This window comes from Oxalobacteraceae bacterium OTU3CAMAD1, assembly GCA_024123915.1.
Taxonomy (GTDB): Bacteria; Pseudomonadota; Gammaproteobacteria; order Burkholderiales; family Burkholderiaceae_D; genus Rugamonas.
Map to the genome: position 1 here is coordinate 5,406,967 of CP099650.1, position 15,785 is coordinate 5,422,751.

Below are 15,785 nucleotides of genomic sequence, written 5' to 3' on the forward strand. Positions count from 1 at the left end.
TCGTCGCGATGTATGGTGTTGCGGGGCCGCGAGTTAGGCTACAATTGGGCTCATTCAAATTTCTTCCCATCTTTTTTCATCCCCGTTGCAAGGAGTACGACATGAGTCCAGAGCACGACAGACGTCAGAGCCGACCGCCGGAGACGTCGGAAACGGCGGGTTGGCATTCGTTGGAATTCATCGTCCGGCAAGCGCTGGAAGTCCAACGCGATATCGGCACGCCAAGCGCGGTCGAGTTTTTGCAGAGCATTAATATCAACCCGCAAGTCATTGAACGCGTCCTCGCCCCCGACGCCAAATTGCGCGAAGCCGACCAGGTGGCCCTGGCCAGTTCGGTCACCGTTTCCGACCTGCCCATTTCGACCCCGGTCAACTACCTGCGTCGCAGCACCACCTGAATTTTACCGCCAACCGAAGCGCCATCTGAAACACGTAGGGCGGATTAGCGAAGCGTAATCGGCCATGTACGCGCCGCCAGCGGTTCGAAGATGGCCGATTACGGCGTTCCGCCTAATCCGCCCTACGTAAGAAGCATTGACACACGATAGCCCTTAATTTAGGCTCGGAAAGCAGGCCCATGCTTGCCTTCCGCAGACTACCCACAAGGAACACGTGTCAGACTCCCTCCCCGCCCGCGCATTGCCCAACGCCGTCGTCGGCTTGGTCGGTACGGCCACAGTGCTGGGCCTGCTGTACTTCGGCCGCGACGTGCTCATTCCCATCACGCTGGCCTTCATCTTCAGCTTCCTGATCGCGCCGTTCGTGCGCTCGCTGCGCCGCATCGGCCTGGGCCAGACCGCCTCCGTGCTGACCGGCGTGCTGCTTGTCACCGCCGCGCTGCTGATGATAGGCGCGGTGATCATCTCGCAAGTCAGCCGCCTCGGCGCCAGCTTGCCGCAATACCAGGACACCATCGCCGCCAAGGTCGAGGCCCTCGACAGCCTCACGCGCGGCACCATCGGCAGCCTGGGCGGCCCGGCTGGCCAATTGATCGAACATCTCACGCAGGACGTGCCGGGCACGCCGCTCGATGCGCAGCCTGGCCTGCCGGGGTCGAGCCGCACGCCCGTGCCGGTTGAAATCCACGAACCCGCGCTGAAACCGTTGCAGCTGCTGGGCAAAATCATCGCCTCGGTCTGGCCGCCGCTGGAAATGGCCGGCATCGTCTTCATCGTGCTGATCTTCGTGCTGCTGGAACACGAGGCGCTGCGCGACCGCTTCATCCGCCTGGCCGGCGGCGCCGACTTGCGCGCCACCACCATCGCCGTCAATGACGCCGGCGAGCGGCTATCGCGCTTCTTCATCTCGCAATTCGCCGTCAACGCCTGTACCGGCGTCGCCATCTGGATCGGTCTGAGCGTGATCGGCCTGTCGCAGGCGCTGCTGTGGGGCACGATGACCGCCGTGCTGCGCTTCATTCCTTACGTCGGCTTCTGGATGTCCGCGTTCTGCGCCACGTTGCTGGCGGCGGCCATCGATCCGGGCTGGTCGCTGGCGTTGATGACGTTCGGCTGGTTCCTGGTGGTCGACATCATCGTCGCCCAGACCATCGAACCCAAGCTGTACGGCCACACCACGGGCCTGTCGCCGCTGTCGGTGGTGGTGGCGGCAATCTTCTGGAGCGCGATCTGGGGGCCGGTCGGGCTGGTGCTGTCGACGCCGCTGACCTTGTGCCTGGTGGTGGCGGGTCGCTACATCCGCGCGCTCAAGGTGCTGGAGATCATGTTCGGCGAGCTGCCGGCGCTGACCATGCCGCAGAATTTCTATCAGCGCATCCTCTCCGGTGACGCCCACGAGATCGTCGCCAGCGCCAAGCGCTACATGCAGCACAAATCGCTGGCGGCCTATTGCGACGGCGTGCTGGTGCCCGCGCTGCACCTGGCGCACTTCGACCTGAAAGACAACGCCATCACGCCGGAGGAGGAAGTCAAGGTCAGCACCGCCGTCATCGCCGTCATCGAGGCGCTGAGCGGCAATCCGAAATGGTGGAAGCGGCGCAAGAGCGTCTCGGCCCTGGCCGGGGTCGGCATCGGACGCCAGTTGCGCGACAGCCGCATCTCCGCCACCGGTGAATGGCAGGGATCGTTCGACGTGCCGCCCGGCAGCCTGGTGCTAACGATCGGCCTCGACGGCCAGTTCGACGAGCTGGCCACGGAGATTCTGGTGCGCGTGCTGCGCGAGCAGAAGATCGACGCCCGCAGCATGAGCATGGAGGATCTGGACGAACCGGCGCCGCCCGAGGCGTCACCGGAGCTGGTGTCGATCGTTTGCCTGGTCAGCATCGATCCGCTAAACGACCGCGACAAGATGAAACTGGCGATCCAAAAATTCCGCGAAAGTCTGCCGCACTGCAAGCAGTTCGCAGTGCTATTACCGAGCCCGTTCGAAAATCCCGACCTTCGCGAGTGCACGTTCGACCAGGCCGACCACGTATCCTATTCGTTTGAAGACGCGCTGCAAAGTTGCGTGAAAGCGTTGCAAAGCAAAGCGACTTAACCTTTTGAGGACATATCCAGCATGAGCTTGTCATTTCATATCGATTACAACGGGCAGTGTGAGGAGGCGTTTAACTTCTACGCCGAGCACCTTGGTGGAACGATCGGCACGATGCTCCGGCTTAAAGACGCCCCAATTCCTGCGTCGTCGGCGTCGCATGGAGATAAAATCGTGCATGCGAATATCAGTATCGATGGTGTCGAGTTGGCGGGTGCGGACGTCGACCCGATCCGCTACGAGAAGCCGAAAGGCTTTTATGTGCTGCTCGGTGTCGACTCCGAGGCGAAGGTCAGATCCTTCTTCGACGCGTTGCAAACCGACGGGCATGTCGTGCTCTCACCGCAGAGAACATTCTGGTCGCCATGCTATGCAATTGTGGTCGACCGTTTCGGCGTTCCGTGGAAACTCAACCAAGGTACCTGACATTTGCGTTTTCGTGGAGACACGTAGGGCGGATTAGCGCAGCGTAATCGGCCATTCATGAGCCGACGTGGCGCATGCATGGCCGATTACGGCGTTCCGCCTAATCCGCCCTACGTGTCTCCGTGGTGATTAGTTGAGCATCAACTCCGGCTGGCGCTGGACGATGGCGGTTTTCGGCAGGCACACAATAAAGCTGCTGCCCTTGCCCGCTTCCGATTTGATCTGCAAGGTGCTGCCGTGGCGCAGCAACACGTGCTTGACGATCGCCAGGCCCAGCCCTGTGCCCTGGGTCTCGCGCGAGCGGCTCTTGTCGACCCGGTAGAAGCGCTCCGTCAGCCGCGAGATATGCTCCGGGCTGATGCCGATGCCCGTATCCTCGACCTTGAACTTGACGCCGCTGTCGAACTCGCGCCAGACCAGATTGATCTTGCCGCCGGCCGGCGTGTAGCGCACGGCGTTCGACGCCAGGTTGCCGAAGGCGCTGTGCAATTCCTCGTAGCTGCCCATGATGTCCGGGCCATCGAACTCCATCGTGATCTCGTGCTTGCCGGCCGACAGGGCGCGCGCGTCGCGCAGCACCTGCTCCATCAGCTTGCGCACGTCGATCTGCTCCGGCCGCATCGGGTAGTCCACCGATTCCAGCCGCGACAAGGTCAGCATGTCCTCGATCAGGTGCTGCATGCGGTGGCCCTGCTCCGTCATCAGCTTCAAGTGCGCCGAGCGCGTGGCCACGTCCAACCCTTCGGACGCGGCGATCTCCAGGAAGCCGACGATCACCGTCAGCGGCGTGCGCAGCTCGTGCGAGGCGTTGGCGATGAAGTCGCGGCGCATCTCTTCGATCCGCTCGGTCTCGGTGGCGTCGTGCGTGACCAGGATCTGGCGGCGGTTCTCGAACGGAATGATGTGCACGATCAGCTTGCGCTCGCGGAAGCTGATCGTCAGCGGCTGCTCGTAGCGGCCGAGGATGATGTAATCCATGAAGTCGGGATTGCGCACCAGGTTGGTCACGCGCATGCCCTTGTCGCGCTCGTGCGTCAGGCCCAGGTGTTTTTCGGCGGCCGGATTGCACCACTCAAGGAACAGCACGTCGTCCATGATGACCACGCCGTCCGGCAGCAGGTGCATGGCTTGGCGGAAGCGCGCCAGCCATTCGGTCAGCTCGGCCTGGTTCTTCTCGTCGTCGCGGCGCATGCGGTACAGGCGCGAGAAGATGTTGGTCCAGGCGCCCCAGCCGTCGGGCAGCTTGGCGCTTTGCGGATCGTCCATCCAGTTGCTCAACTGGTACAGGTAGGACAGCTGCACGAACACCATCACCAGCATCGCCACCAGGGCGACCACCAGACCGGTCATCCATCCGAACATCCAGCCCAGCAAGGCGCATACCGCCAGAATAAGAGCGGTGCGCAATGCTGCCGGCACCCAGAACACCAGTTTTGGATTCATGTTTTTAAGACTTATTTTTCCGAAAGCATGTAGCCTACACTACGAACGGTCTTAATCAAATGTTCAGCTTCCTTCAAGGCCTTGCGCAGGCGTAGAACATGCACGTCGACGGTGCGTTCCTCGATGACGACGTGATCGCCCCAGACCTTGTCGAGCAGCTGGCTGCGCGAGAACACGCGCTCCGGATGCGCCAGCAGGAACTTGAGCAACTTGTACTCGGCGTGGCCGATGTCGATCTTCTGCTCGTCCATGGAGACGGTGCAGCTGACCGGATCGAGCATGACGTTGGCGGCGCGCATCGTGGCTTGCGCGTGCTCCGGGCTCTTGCGGCGCAACAGTGCTTTCGCGCGCGCCAGCAACTCGCGCGGCGAGAACGGCTTGGTGACGTAGTCGTCGGCGCCGCTGTTCAGGCCGGCCAGCTTGTCCTCTTCCATGCTCTTGGCCGTCAACATGATCACCGGGATCTCGTTGAACTGGCGGTCGGAGCGGATGCGCGCCAGCAGGCGCAGGCCGGTTTGGTCCGGCAGCATCCAGTCGAGCAAAATCAATTGCGGCGTGCGGGTCTGGATGAAATCCCAGGCCTCGCCCACGCTTTGCACCGCGCAGCAGTTCCAGCCAGCCTCGCGCAGCGAGAACGTCACCAGTTCGACAATCGCCGGTTCATCTTCAACGATCAGTACTGTGGTTTTATCAGATGCCATTTTCTTGTTTTACTCGCTTTGCGCCGGGACGTCGTCGGGGATCGGCTGCACGGTTTTGGTGTGACGGATATCCTTGCCTTCAACGACGTAGATGACGTATTCGGCGATGTTCTTGGCGTGATCGCCGATGCGCTCGATCGCCTTGGCGACCCACAGCGTGTCCAGCGCGGCCGAGATGGTGCGCGGGTCTTCCATCATGAACGTGATCAGGTTGCGCATGATCGAGCGGAACTCGTGGTCGATCACGGCGTCCTGGGCGATCAGCTGCAAGGCTTGCGCGCCGTCGTTGCGGGCGAACGCGTCGAGCGCGTCGTGCAGCATGTCGCTGGTGTTGTTGGCGATGCCGCGCACCATTTCATAGTGGTTGACGGTGACCGCGCCGCGCGCATGCAGGGCCTTGGCGACGCGGGCGATCTTGGTCGCTTCGTCGCCGATGCGCTCGAGGTCGGTGATGACCTTGATCGTCGCCATGATGGTGCGCAGATCGTTGGCGGCCGGCTGGCGGCGCACGATCAGGTGGCTGCAGGCGTCGTCCAGCGACACTTCCAGCTGGTTGACGGTGTCGTCCTCGCGCATCACACGGTCGGCGCGCTCGGGGTTGCCGATGCGGAAGCAGGTCATGGCGTCGAGGAACTGCGTCTCGACGATGCCGCCCATCAGCAACACCTTGGAGCGGATGGCTTCTAATTCATTGTCGTACTGTTTGGATGAGTGCTCACCGATCATGTTCTTCTCCGTATCCGGTTGATATTATAAGTGCGATCAGCCGAAGCGGCCGGTGATGTAATCCTGGGTTTCCTTGCGGGCCGGATTCATGAAGATCTGATCGGTTTCGCCGAACTCGACCAGCTCGCCCAGGTACATATAGGCGGTGTAGTCCGAGCAACGCGCGGCCTGCTGCATGTTGTGGGTGACGATGGCGATCGTGTAATCCTGCTTCAGTTCGCTGATCAGTTCTTCCACTTTCGAGGTCGAGATCGGGTCCAGCGCCGAGGTCGGCTCGTCCAGCAGCAGCACGTCCGGTTTCACGGCGACGCCGCGCGCGATGCACAGGCGCTGTTGCTGGCCGCCCGACAGCGACAGGCCGCTCTTGGTCAGCTTGTCCTTGACCTCGCCCCACAGCGCGGCTTTTTTCAGCGCCCATTCGACGCGCTCGTCCATCTCGCCTTTCGACAGGTCTTCATACAGGCGCACGCCGAAGGCGATGTTGTCGTAGATCGACATCGGGAACGGGGTCGGCTTCTGGAACACCATGCCGACCTTGGCGCGCAGCATGTTGACGTCCTGGCCTTCTTCGAGGATGTTACGGCCGCGATACATGATCGAACCTTCGGCGCGCTGGCCAGGGTACAGGTCGTACATGCGGTTCAAGGTGCGCAGCAGGGTCGACTTGCCGCAGCCGGACGGGCCGATGAAGGCCGTCACCTGGCGCTCGTGGATGTCCAGGTTGACGTTGGTCAGGCTCTGGGTCTTACCGTAAAAGAAATTCAGGCCGCTGATTTCGATGGTCTTGCGCTTGTTGCCGGTCATGACGGCGGTATTTTCTGGGCTCAGTTGCGTATTCATTTTCGATCGCTTTTCTAGTGGTCGACGAGATTAGTTCGGGATTTTTTGGCTGAACAGGGTGCGCGAGATGATATTCAGCGCCAACACACTGAAGGTCACCAGCAGCGCGCCGCCCCAGGCCAGGTCACGCCAGTTGTCGTAAGGGCTCATCGCGAAGCCGTAGATCACGACCGGGAGGTTGGCCATCGGGCCATTCATGTCCTTGCTGAAGAACTGGTTGTTCAACGCGGTGAACAGCAGCGGCGCGGTTTCGCCGGAGATGCGGGCAACAGCCAGCAACACGCCGGTGATGACGCCGGCCTTGACGGCGCGCAGGCGCACCAGGGTCGCCACCTTCCAGCGTGGCGCGCCAAGGGCGAAGGCCGCTTCGAGCAGGCTGTTCGGCACCAGGCGCAGCATGTTGTCGGTGGTGCGCACCACGACCGGGATGGCGATCAGCGCCAGCGCGATCGAGCCGGCGTAACCGGAATAATGCTTGGTGGTGGCGACGTACATGGCCCAGACGAACATGCCGATCACGATCGATGGCGCCGACAGCATGATGTCGGTGACGAAGCGGGTGATGGCGGCGATCTTGTTCTCTTCGCCGTACTCGGCCAGGTAGATGCCGGCCAGGATGCCGATCGGCGTGCTCAGCAACGTCGACAGGCCGACGATCATGAAGCTGCCGAAGATGGCGTTGGCCAGACCGCCGCCCTCGCTGCCCGGGGCCGGCGTGGTTTCGGTGAACATGTTCACGCTCAGCGCGCCGAAGCCCTTGATGATCAGGGTGATCAGGATCCACGACAGCACGGCCAGGCCGATGGTCATGGCGAACACCGACAGCGCGATGCCGATGCGGTGCTTCAGCAGGCGCTTGCGGTAGACCTTGTTGACCGGCGCAACGGCGTGCGCAGGGTTGATGACGGCTTGGTTCATTTGATGCCTTCCTTGCGGGACATGCCGGCCAACATCAGTTTGGCGGCGGACAGAACGATAAACGTGATAACAAACAGGATCAGTGCCAGTGCGAACAGCGACGACGTATGCAGCACGGTGTCCGACTCGGCGAATTCGTTGGCCAAGGTCGAGGCGATCGAGTTACCGGCAGCGAACAAGGAGAACGACAGCTTATTGGCGTTACCGATCACGAAGGTAACGGCCATCGTCTCGCCGAGCGCGCGGCCCAGGCCGAGCATGACGCCGCCGACGACGCCGGTCTTGGTGTAAGGCAGCACGATCTTGCGCACCACTTCCCAGCGGGTGCAGCCCAGGCCGTATGCCGATTCCTTCAGCACGGCCGGCACGATCTCGAACACGTCGCGCATCACCGACGAGATGAACGGAATGATCATCACAGCCAGGATCAGCGCGGCGGTCAGGATGCCGATGCCCATGGTCGGGCCGCTGAAGAACGGTCCGATGATCGGCAGCGGTCCCAGAACGGCTTTAAGCAATGGCTGCACGTGGTCGCCGAACAGCGGCGCAAACACGAACAGGCCCCACATGCCGTAGATGATCGACGGCACGCCGGCCAGCAGTTCGACGGCGGTGCCGAGCGGACGGCGCAGCGAGGCCGGGCAGATTTCGGTGAGGAACAAGGCGATGCCGAAGCTGACCGGGAAGGCGATCAGCAGCGCGATGCCGGACGTGGCCAGGGTGCCGACGATGGCGATCAGGGCGCCATATTTATCGTTGACCGGGTCCCATTCGACGGTGGTGATGAAGGCCGGGCCGAACTCCTTGAAGGCCGGCCAGGCGCCGATCATCAGCGAGATGATGATGCCAAGCAGCACCGCCAGCACGGACAGCGCGAACGTCATCGTCACTTTATGGAAGAAGAAATCCTGGATGCGCTGGTTGCGCATGGTGCGGTGCATCGCTTGCGTGGCAGCTTGCTCGGCAGCGGTCGCCTGGTTCGACTGGGCTGTGCTGGTATGCATCGACTGCTCCGGTTTTGGAAGTGGCGTGGAAGTGATATCAGCGCTCATATTGTTATCTCGTTGATGTAGGCTAGCCTGCGGCGTCCGGTTGGGCGCAGCAGGCTAACCCCCTCGCCGCCTTGAACTGCCGGGCGGCGAAGGGAGTCAGGATTAGTAGATGGCCTTGCCCGAAGCGTCTTTCAGGTTGGCTTTCCAGGAATCCTGCACCAGTTTGACAACCGAAGCTGGCAGTGGAACGTAGTCCAGTTCGACGGCAGCGTTGCCGCCCGATTTGAAGGCCCAGTCGAAGAACTTGACGACTTCCTTGCCTTTGGCCGCGTCAGCCTGCACTTTGTGCATCAGGATGAACGACACGCCGGTGATCGGCCACGAGTTTTTACCAGCCTGGTCGGTCAGCACGACGCCGAAGCCCGGGGTCTTGGTCCACTCGGCGTTGGCGGCGGCGGCTTTGAAGAACTCGTCGTCAGGCTGCAGGAAATTGCCGTCCTTGTTTTTCAGCTGGGTGTGCGACATTTTGTTTTTCTTAGCGTAAGCCCACTCGACGTAGCCGATCGAACCCTTGATACGCTGAACGTTGGCGGCGACGCCTTCGTTACCCTTGCCACCGACACCAACCACCCACTTCACTGCGGTGCCCGAGCCGACTTTGGTCTTGAACTCTGGGTTGGTTTTCGACAGGAAGTCGGTGAACAGGAACGAGGTGCCCGAACCGTCGGCGCGGTGCACCACGGTGATGTCTTCCGCTGGCAGTTTGACGCCTGGGTTGACGGCGGCGATTTCCGGCGCGTTCCACTTGGTGATCTTGCCCAGGTAGATGTCGCCGACGATCTGGCCGGTCATTTTCAGCTGGCCAGGGGTGATGCCGTCGAGGTTGACGATGGTGACCACGCCGCCCATGATGGCAGGGAACTGCATCAGGCCTTCCGCGTCCAGGTCTTCCGCCTTCAGTGGCATGTCCGACGCGCCGAAGTCGACGGTCTTGGCTTTGATCTGCTTGATGCCAGCGCCCGAACCGACGGACTGATAGTTCAGGCCGTTGCCGGTGGCGGCTTTGTACTGCTCGGCCCACTTGGCGTAGATCGGGTACGGGAAGGTGGCGCCGGCGCCGGTCATATCGGCGGCGGTGGCGGCCGACGAGAATGCCATCACGGCAGACACGCCCACTACCAGGGAAGAGATCAATTGTTTGATTCGCATTTCAAGTCCTTTGTTATGACAGGTTAGGATGCTGCGCAGTCTACCGGGGCAATATGACAGGTTTATGACATGCCAAAAAAATCTCTAAAATAACCATGTGTCCATGTTTTACGCGGCGTTTCCCCTATGAGAACGGCTAAAATGTCACAAACAGACCGCCTCATGTTACGCCCTCTTGTCACAATTGTGACAAGCCCCCACGTCATTTATGACATGTCATGTCACAGAGTTGTCATATTTTGTATTTACACTGTTGCAATCATTATTCTGTCGATACAGGCTAGAATTACACCATCTGCAAAGTGATATGACATGAAGCCTGACTTGCATGCTGAAGTAAATAAGAACTCTGCTTTTCTGGACCGGGAACTGTCGCAACTGATGTTCAACCGGCGAGTGCTGGCGCAAGCCGAAGACAAGAACATTCCTTTATTAGAACGCCTGCGTTATCTGTGCATCGCCAGCAGCAACCTGGACGAGTTTTTCGAGGTGCGCGTGGCCAGCCTGCTGGCCGCCGGCAGCGTCGACGGCTCGCTGGCCAACCACCCCGCCCTGGTCGCCACGCTCTCGCGCATCTGCGAGGAATGCCATGTGCTGGTCGAGCACCAATATGAAATCCTCAACCAGGAAGTGCTGCCCGAACTGGCCGCCAACGGCGTCCACCTGGTGCGCCACAACGAGCGCAACGAAGCCCAGCGCGCCTGGGTCAAGGAATATTTCGACACCGAGGTGCGCCCGCTGCTGACGCCGATCGGCCTCGATCCGGCCCACCCCTTCCCCCAGGTCGTCAATAAAAGTCTCAATTTCATCGTTTCGCTGAACGGCAAGGACGCCTTCGGCCGTGGCACGGCGATCGCCATCGTCAAGGCGCCACGTGTGCTGCCGCGCGTGATCCGCCTGCCGGACGAGCTGTCCGACAGCGGCGGTGTGTCGTTCTGCCTGCTGTCTTCGATCATCCACGCGCATATCTCCGACCTGTTCGCAGGACGCGAAGTGATCGCCTATTCGCAATTCCGCGTTACCCGCGACAGCGACCTGTGGGTCGACGAGGACGAGGTCAAGAACCTGCGCCAGGCGCTCAAGGGTGAGTTGCAGGGACGCCAGTTCGGCACCTCGGTGCGGCTGGAAGTGGCCAAGAACTGCCCGCCGGAACTGTCGCAGTTCCTGCTCGACCAGTTCGGCCTGCACCAAAGCCGCCTGTACGCGGTCAACGGCCCGGTCAACCTGGTGCGCCTGACCGAGATCATGGACCACGTCGACAATCCGGCGCTGCGCTTCACCCCGTTCTTCCCGGGCATCGCCCAGAAACCCGGCAGCGCCGACATCTTCGCCGCGCTGCGCAAGGGCGATATCCTGCTGCACCATCCGTTCCAGTCGTTCCAGACCGTGATCGACTTCATCCGCAGCGCGGCGCTGGACCCGTCAGTGGTGGCGATCAAGCAAACCATTTACCGCACCGGCATGAACTCGGACCTGATGGAATCGCTGATCACGGCCGCGCGCATGGGCAAGGAAGTGACCGTCATCGTCGAGCTGAAGGCGCGCTTCGACGAGGAAGCCAACATCAACTGGGCGGATAAACTCGAGCAGGCCGGCGCCCAGGTGGTGTACGGCGTGGTCGGCCTGAAAACCCACGCCAAGGTGGCGCTGGTGATCCGCCGCGAGGAAGGCAAGCTGCGCTTCTACGCCCACCTCGGCACCGGCAACTATCACCCGACGACAACCAAGTTCTATACCGACTTCGGCCTGCTGACCTGCCATCCGGGCATCAGCCAGGAGGTCAACGAGGTGTTCATCCACCTGACCAGTCTCACCAAGCCGCACCGGCTGACGCATTTGTGGCTGGCGCCGTTCGCGCTGCAAAACGAGATCATCAAATGCATCCGCAACGAGGCGCGTATCGCGCGCGCCGGCCGCCCCGGACGTATTATTGTTAAGATGAACGCGCTGGTGGACGAATCGGTGATCCGCGCGCTGTACGCGGCGTCCAAGGACGGCGTCAAGATCGATCTGATCGTGCGCGGCGCGTGCACCCTGAAGCCGGGCGTGCCGGGCTTGTCGGAAAACATCCGCGTGCGCTCGATCATCGGCCGCTTCCTGGAGCACAGCCGCATTTATTACTTCCGCAACGATCTGGCGCACGACGTGATGCTGTCGAGCGCCGACTGGATGAGCCGCAACTTGTTCCGCCGCATCGAGGTGGCGTTCCCGATTCTGGACAAAACCCTCAAGCGGCGCGTGCTGGCCGAGGGCTTGAATCCGTATTTGAAGGACAATGTCAACGCATGGGAGCTGGAAGCGGACGGGCATTACACGCGGCGCAAGACGCGCGCCAAGCAGATCGGCTTTAGCGCCCAGCAGCATTTGATGGAAACGCTGGGCACGCCGGGGGCGAACCTCGGCGACGGCTAATAACAACAACGCACGGCGGGCCGGAAGGTTCGCCGCTGGGATCTTTTTCTAATGATAGTCAGGAGAAAAGCATGGATCTCATTTTATGGCGGCATGCGGAAGCCGAGGATGCGGCGCCCGGCATGTCCGATCTGGAACGCTCGCTGACGGCCAAGGGCGTCAAGCAGGCGCGTCGCATGGGGCAATGGCTCAATTCGCAGCTGCCCGACAGCTGCCGCATATTGACCAGCCCTTCCGTGCGCACCTTGCAGACGGTCGAGGCGCTGGGACGCAAATATAAAATCCATACCGATCTGGCGCCCGGCGCCGATCCGTCCGATATCCTGAAGGCGGCCAACTGGCCCGGCGGCAAGGATTCGGTGCTGGTGGTCGGCCATCAACCGACTTTGGGCCAGGTCGCCTCGATGTTGTTGACGGGCGACGATCTCGAATGGGATATCCGCAAGGCCAGCGCCTGGTGGTTCGCGCAGCGCGATCCGGGCAATGCCATGAGCGTGTATCTAAAAGCGGTGATGGCGGCCGATCTGGTGGTGAAATAGCGACGGCGGGATCATAGTCGAGCTTGCAAAGCGGCAATGATCTGCTAAAGTGAAATCGTATCAACCAGAGGGGGGAATACGATGTTTTTTACCTTGCTCACGATGGGCATCTTCGGAGGAATGGCCGCCCTTGTTGTCTACGAATTGATGCAGGAGACCGCAGGCAGCAAACATAAACTGACCGACCGCTATCACGAATAGCACACCGCTTCATACGAAGCCCGCTCGGCGCCAATTGGCGCCGATGTTCGTTAACGCGTGGCGGTCAATATATCGGCGGCGCTTGGCCGATTACGGCGTGCCGCCTAATCCGCCCTACGTGTCTCCGTGGTCCAGCGACAGTCGAAGCCATCGGAACCACGTAGGGCGGATTAGCGAAGCGTAATCGGCCACGCTCCGCTGGCATCGCCCGCTTACACTACCGGCCGGTTTTGAACTTGGTATAGGTGCGCGTGATCACGCGGCGGATATCCGCCGGCACCGCCTCAGGCGCTGCCATGCGCTGCTTGTCGGCCTCGGACAGGAAAATCGTCTTGTTCGCCGCGATATCCTTGCGCACGAACTTCAAACTGGCCGCGTTCGGGTTGGCGTAAAACACCTTGTTGGTCAGGCTGGCGTGCACTTCCGGACGCATAATGTAATTGATCCACAAATGCGCGTTGTTCGGATGCGGCGCGTCGGCCGGAATCGCCATCGTATCGAACATCAACGCCGCCGGCGTCTTGGGTATCAGCGCCTCGATCACATTGCCGTTCTTGGCATCGACCGCGCGCTGGCGGGCGATGTTGATATCACCAGACCAGCCCAACGAAACACAAACCGCGCCGTTGGCCAGATCGTTGATATAGCCCGACGAGCTGAACAACGTTACGCTCGGACGGATCGCCGACAGCAGCTTGCCCGCTTCGGCGTAGTCCCCGGCGTTTTTCGAGTACGCCGGTTTGCCCAGATACATCAACGCCGCTGGCAACACCTCCGACGGCGAATCCAGGAACGACACGCCGCACGATTTCAGCTTGGACACATACTCAGGCTTGAACAGCAGGTCCCAGGCGTTCTCCGGCATTGGCAGGTTGCCCAGCGCGGCCTTGACCTTGTTGACGTTGATGCCGACAGTGGTATAGCCCCACAGCCAGTCGACCAGATATTCGTTGGCCGGGTCGATGCTGGCCAGCTTGGCCTGGATCGCCGGATCGAGGTTCTTCAGGTTCGGCAGCTTGGACTTGTCCAGCTTGCGCAGCAGCTTGCCTTCGATCTGCAGGCGCGCCCACGGCGCGGTCGGCACCACGATGTCGTAACCGGACTTGCCGGCCACCAGCTTGGAATTGAGAATCTCGTTGTTGTCGAAAACATCATAACGGACCTTGATGCCCGTTTCTTTTTCGAAGTTTTTAACCGTGTCTTCCGCGATGTAATCGGACCAGTTATAGATGTTGAGGACTTTTTCCTCAGGCGCCTGGGCGGCGACCTGCCCCACGGCGGCCATCAAACCTGCGGCGACCAGCGCCGCGCCAACGAACTTCCCTGCCATAGCACCTCCGAAAAGTGGATTCATTCACAACCCGTGATGATCGGGCATCCACCGTTTCCACGCAAGGAGTTCGTTAGAAAATCCCACCCGCCGGCTCACGGGCAAGCCAGCGGCGCGCGCCATGGGGTCGTACCCGCCGGGTACGACCCCGCTTGGGTGTGCGGGTTCAGCCCAGCATATCGAACAAGGTGCCGGTGCCGCCGCCGGCGCCGTTGATCGCGCTGCCGGCGCCGGTCTGGGCCTGCGCGCTGTACAGCGCCACCAGCGCGTTGGCCTGCGCCGTCAGCGCCTTGGTCAGCACGGCGCGCTTGCCGTTGATGCTGGCGATTTCCGTGTTCATTTGCTTGGCTTCCTTGCTGATCACGCTGGTCGAGGACGTGAACGCCGACGCCTTGGACGACATCAAATCGGCGATGCCCTTGCCATCATTGGTGAACAACTTGGCCACCGACGACGAATCGGCCGTCAACGCCGCCTGCAATTTCTTATCGTCGACCACCATATTGCCCTTGGCGTCCTGGCTAACGCCGGCCGCGCCCAGCGCGGAAATCGACACGCTGCCGCCGCCCGTCTTCAGCAGCATGCTCATCTGGCTGACCACCTGGCCAATGGCGGTATCGCCCTTCAGTGCGCCCTGCTGCAGCGTCTGCAACTTCTTGTTCAGATCGTTGTAGGCGGCCACGAAGGACTTCAGGTTGGCGCCGATCTGGCTTGCATCCTGTTTGATCGTCACGTCGGATTTGCCGGTGCCGGTCAAGGTCAGGGTGGCGCCTGCGATGCCGTTGTCCTTCGCCATGGTGTTCGTCGGACTGGTGACTTCCTTGCCATCGACCGTCAGGATGGCGTTTTGCGCCGCCGTGGTTTGCTTCAGTTTTTGCGCGCCGTCGGGATCGAACGCCAGCAGGCCCTTGAGCGCGGCGTCGCCGCTGACGCTGATGCGCATGCTGTTGGCCGCGCCGCTCTCGCCGGCGATACCCAGCGAAAACTTGCCGTCGTCACCCTTGACCACCTTGACGTCCACGCCGGCCGCCTTGAACGCGGCGGCCATGCCCTCGAGCGTGTTGTTGGTGCTATCGATGGTGATGGTTTTGCTGCTGGCCGTGCCGTTGGTGCCGAAGCCCTTGGCGCCGCCGGCGGTGCCGAAGTCGATCTTGACGGTGGTGGTGGCGCCGCCGCCGATCTTGGTGGTGGCGGAGGTGAATTCCTCGCTGGTCAGAAACTGGCCCTGCGCGAGCTGCTTGACGTCGATCGCGTAGGTGCCGGCCTTGGCCGCGCCGGTGGAAGTGGCCGTCAAGACAGTTTTGGCCGAGCTGGCGGCGCTGGTGCTCAAGCCGCTACCGGTCAGGCCGGCGGCGAGCGTCTGGAAATCAGCCAGCACGCTTTGCAGCTGCCCCAGGCCCGACAGCTTGGTCTGGTCGCGCACCAGCGAAGCGTTGAGCTTGGTCGCCGCGCCGTTTTGCGCCGTCATGGTCTGCTCGACGCGTTTGTAGATGTCGCTCGAGACCGCCGTGCTGGCGGCGCTGGTCGCGGAGTTGATGGAGGTCGCCATGATGTA

General features: G+C 61.4%; 14 protein-coding genes. 5 read left to right on the forward strand and 9 right to left on the reverse strand.

Annotation, left to right across the window (positions count from 1 at the left end):
• Nucleotides 1-101 precede the first annotated feature (101 nt).
• The 3 genes from NHH88_22940 (at nucleotide 102) to NHH88_22950 (ending at nucleotide 2,919) form a co-directional block, all read left to right on the forward strand.
• Nucleotides 102-398: a hypothetical protein gene (locus NHH88_22940; GenBank protein ID USX12528.1), complete on the forward strand. Its 297-nt coding sequence runs from the start codon at nucleotides 102-104 to the stop codon at nucleotides 396-398.
• Between the two features lie 214 nt (nucleotides 399-612).
• Nucleotides 613-2,496 (forward strand): AI-2E family transporter, encoded by a 1,884-nt coding sequence (locus NHH88_22945; GenBank protein ID USX12529.1) that lies wholly within the window; start codon nucleotides 613-615, stop codon nucleotides 2,494-2,496.
• Between the two features lie 21 nt (nucleotides 2,497-2,517).
• On the forward strand, nucleotides 2,518-2,919 hold the full coding sequence (locus NHH88_22950) for a VOC family protein (GenBank protein ID USX12530.1): 402 nt from the start codon (nucleotides 2,518-2,520) through the stop codon (nucleotides 2,917-2,919).
• Between the two features lie 129 nt (nucleotides 2,920-3,048).
• Here NHH88_22950 and phoR read toward each other — a convergent pair whose 3' ends face one another.
• The 7 genes from phoR to pstS all read right to left on the reverse strand — a co-directional run bounded on the left by phoR (nucleotide 3,049) and on the right by pstS (nucleotide 9,748).
• Nucleotides 3,049-4,362, reverse strand: a complete 1,314-nt coding sequence (phoR, locus tag NHH88_22955; GenBank protein ID USX12531.1) for a phosphate regulon sensor histidine kinase PhoR — start codon at nucleotides 4,360-4,362, stop codon at nucleotides 3,049-3,051.
• An 11-nt stretch (nucleotides 4,363-4,373) separates the two neighbouring features.
• Nucleotides 4,374-5,063 (reverse strand): response regulator, encoded by a 690-nt coding sequence (locus tag NHH88_22960; GenBank protein USX12532.1) that lies wholly within the window; start codon nucleotides 5,061-5,063, stop codon nucleotides 4,374-4,376.
• 9 nt (nucleotides 5,064-5,072) lie between these two features.
• Entirely contained in the window at nucleotides 5,073-5,789 is a 717-nt protein-coding gene (gene phoU / locus NHH88_22965; GenBank protein ID USX12533.1) for a phosphate signaling complex protein PhoU, read from the reverse strand.
• A gap of 36 nt (nucleotides 5,790-5,825) precedes the next feature.
• Nucleotides 5,826-6,629, reverse strand: a complete 804-nt coding sequence (gene pstB / locus NHH88_22970) for a phosphate ABC transporter ATP-binding protein PstB (GenBank protein ID USX12534.1) — start codon at nucleotides 6,627-6,629, stop codon at nucleotides 5,826-5,828.
• A 30-nt stretch (nucleotides 6,630-6,659) separates the two neighbouring features.
• Nucleotides 6,660-7,547 carry a phosphate ABC transporter permease PstA gene (pstA, locus tag NHH88_22975; protein USX12535.1) on the reverse strand — a complete coding sequence of 296 codons (888 nt, stop codon included), beginning with the start codon at nucleotides 7,545-7,547 and terminating at the stop codon, nucleotides 6,660-6,662.
• Nucleotides 7,544-8,551 carry a phosphate ABC transporter permease subunit PstC gene (gene pstC, locus NHH88_22980; protein ID USX12536.1) on the reverse strand — a complete coding sequence of 336 codons (1,008 nt, stop codon included), beginning with the start codon at nucleotides 8,549-8,551 and terminating at the stop codon, nucleotides 7,544-7,546. Before pstC ends, pstA begins: the two co-directional genes overlap by 4 nt.
• Nucleotides 8,552-8,701: 150 nt before the next feature.
• A complete protein-coding gene (pstS, locus tag NHH88_22985; GenBank protein USX12537.1) occupies nucleotides 8,702-9,748 on the reverse strand; it encodes a phosphate ABC transporter substrate-binding protein PstS in 1,047 nt (348 codons plus the stop codon).
• A gap of 312 nt (nucleotides 9,749-10,060) precedes the next feature.
• On the opposite strand from pstS, the gene ppk1 reads away from it, so the two are divergent.
• Together ppk1 and sixA are read left to right on the forward strand one after the other, a co-directional pair.
• Nucleotides 10,061-12,160: a polyphosphate kinase 1 gene (ppk1, locus tag NHH88_22990; GenBank protein USX12538.1), complete on the forward strand. Its 2,100-nt coding sequence runs from the start codon at nucleotides 10,061-10,063 to the stop codon at nucleotides 12,158-12,160.
• A 71-nt stretch (nucleotides 12,161-12,231) separates the two neighbouring features.
• Nucleotides 12,232-12,699 carry a phosphohistidine phosphatase SixA gene (sixA, locus tag NHH88_22995; protein USX12539.1) on the forward strand — a complete coding sequence of 156 codons (468 nt, stop codon included), beginning with the start codon at nucleotides 12,232-12,234 and terminating at the stop codon, nucleotides 12,697-12,699.
• Nucleotides 12,700-13,117: 418 nt separating this feature from the next.
• Here the strand turns inward: sixA and NHH88_23000 are convergent, their stop codons facing one another.
• Nucleotides 13,118-14,230 carry a polyamine ABC transporter substrate-binding protein gene (locus NHH88_23000; protein USX12540.1) on the reverse strand — a complete coding sequence of 371 codons (1,113 nt, stop codon included), beginning with the start codon at nucleotides 14,228-14,230 and terminating at the stop codon, nucleotides 13,118-13,120.
• Between the two features lie 166 nt (nucleotides 14,231-14,396).
• Nucleotides 14,397-15,779: a flagellar filament capping protein FliD gene (fliD, locus tag NHH88_23005; GenBank protein USX12541.1), complete on the reverse strand. Its 1,383-nt coding sequence runs from the start codon at nucleotides 15,777-15,779 to the stop codon at nucleotides 14,397-14,399.
• Between the last annotated feature and the right edge of the window lie 6 nt (nucleotides 15,780-15,785).

Bases quoted from the DNA above. Each gene is read 5' to 3' on its own strand.
- NHH88_22940 (USX12528.1), top strand. From the start codon at position 102: ATGAGTCCAGAGCACGACAGACGTCAGAGCCGACCGCCGGAGACGTCG.
- NHH88_22950 (USX12530.1), top strand. From the start codon at position 2,518: ATGAGCTTGTCATTTCATATCGATTACAACGGGCAGTGTGAGGAGGCG.
- phoR (USX12531.1), bottom strand. From the start codon at position 4,362: ATGAATCCAAAACTGGTGTTCTGGGTGCCGGCAGCATTGCGCACCGCT.
- NHH88_22960 (USX12532.1), bottom strand. From the start codon at position 5,063: ATGGCATCTGATAAAACCACAGTACTGATCGTTGAAGATGAACCGGCG.
- phoU (USX12533.1), bottom strand. From the start codon at position 5,789: ATGATCGGTGAGCACTCATCCAAACAGTACGACAATGAATTAGAAGCC.
- pstB (USX12534.1), bottom strand. From the start codon at position 6,629: ATGAATACGCAACTGAGCCCAGAAAATACCGCCGTCATGACCGGCAAC.
- pstA (USX12535.1), bottom strand. From the start codon at position 7,547: ATGAACCAAGCCGTCATCAACCCTGCGCACGCCGTTGCGCCGGTCAAC.
- pstC (USX12536.1), bottom strand. From the start codon at position 8,551: ATGCATACCAGCACAGCCCAGTCGAACCAGGCGACCGCTGCCGAGCAA.
- pstS (USX12537.1), bottom strand. From the start codon at position 9,748: ATGCGAATCAAACAATTGATCTCTTCCCTGGTAGTGGGCGTGTCTGCC.
- ppk1 (USX12538.1), top strand. From the start codon at position 10,061: ATGAAGCCTGACTTGCATGCTGAAGTAAATAAGAACTCTGCTTTTCTG.
- sixA (USX12539.1), top strand. From the start codon at position 12,232: ATGGATCTCATTTTATGGCGGCATGCGGAAGCCGAGGATGCGGCGCCC.
- NHH88_23000 (USX12540.1), bottom strand. From the start codon at position 14,230: ATGGCAGGGAAGTTCGTTGGCGCGGCGCTGGTCGCCGCAGGTTTGATG.
- fliD (USX12541.1), bottom strand. From the start codon at position 15,779: ATGGCGACCTCCATCAACTCCGCGACCAGCGCCGCCAGCACGGCGGTC.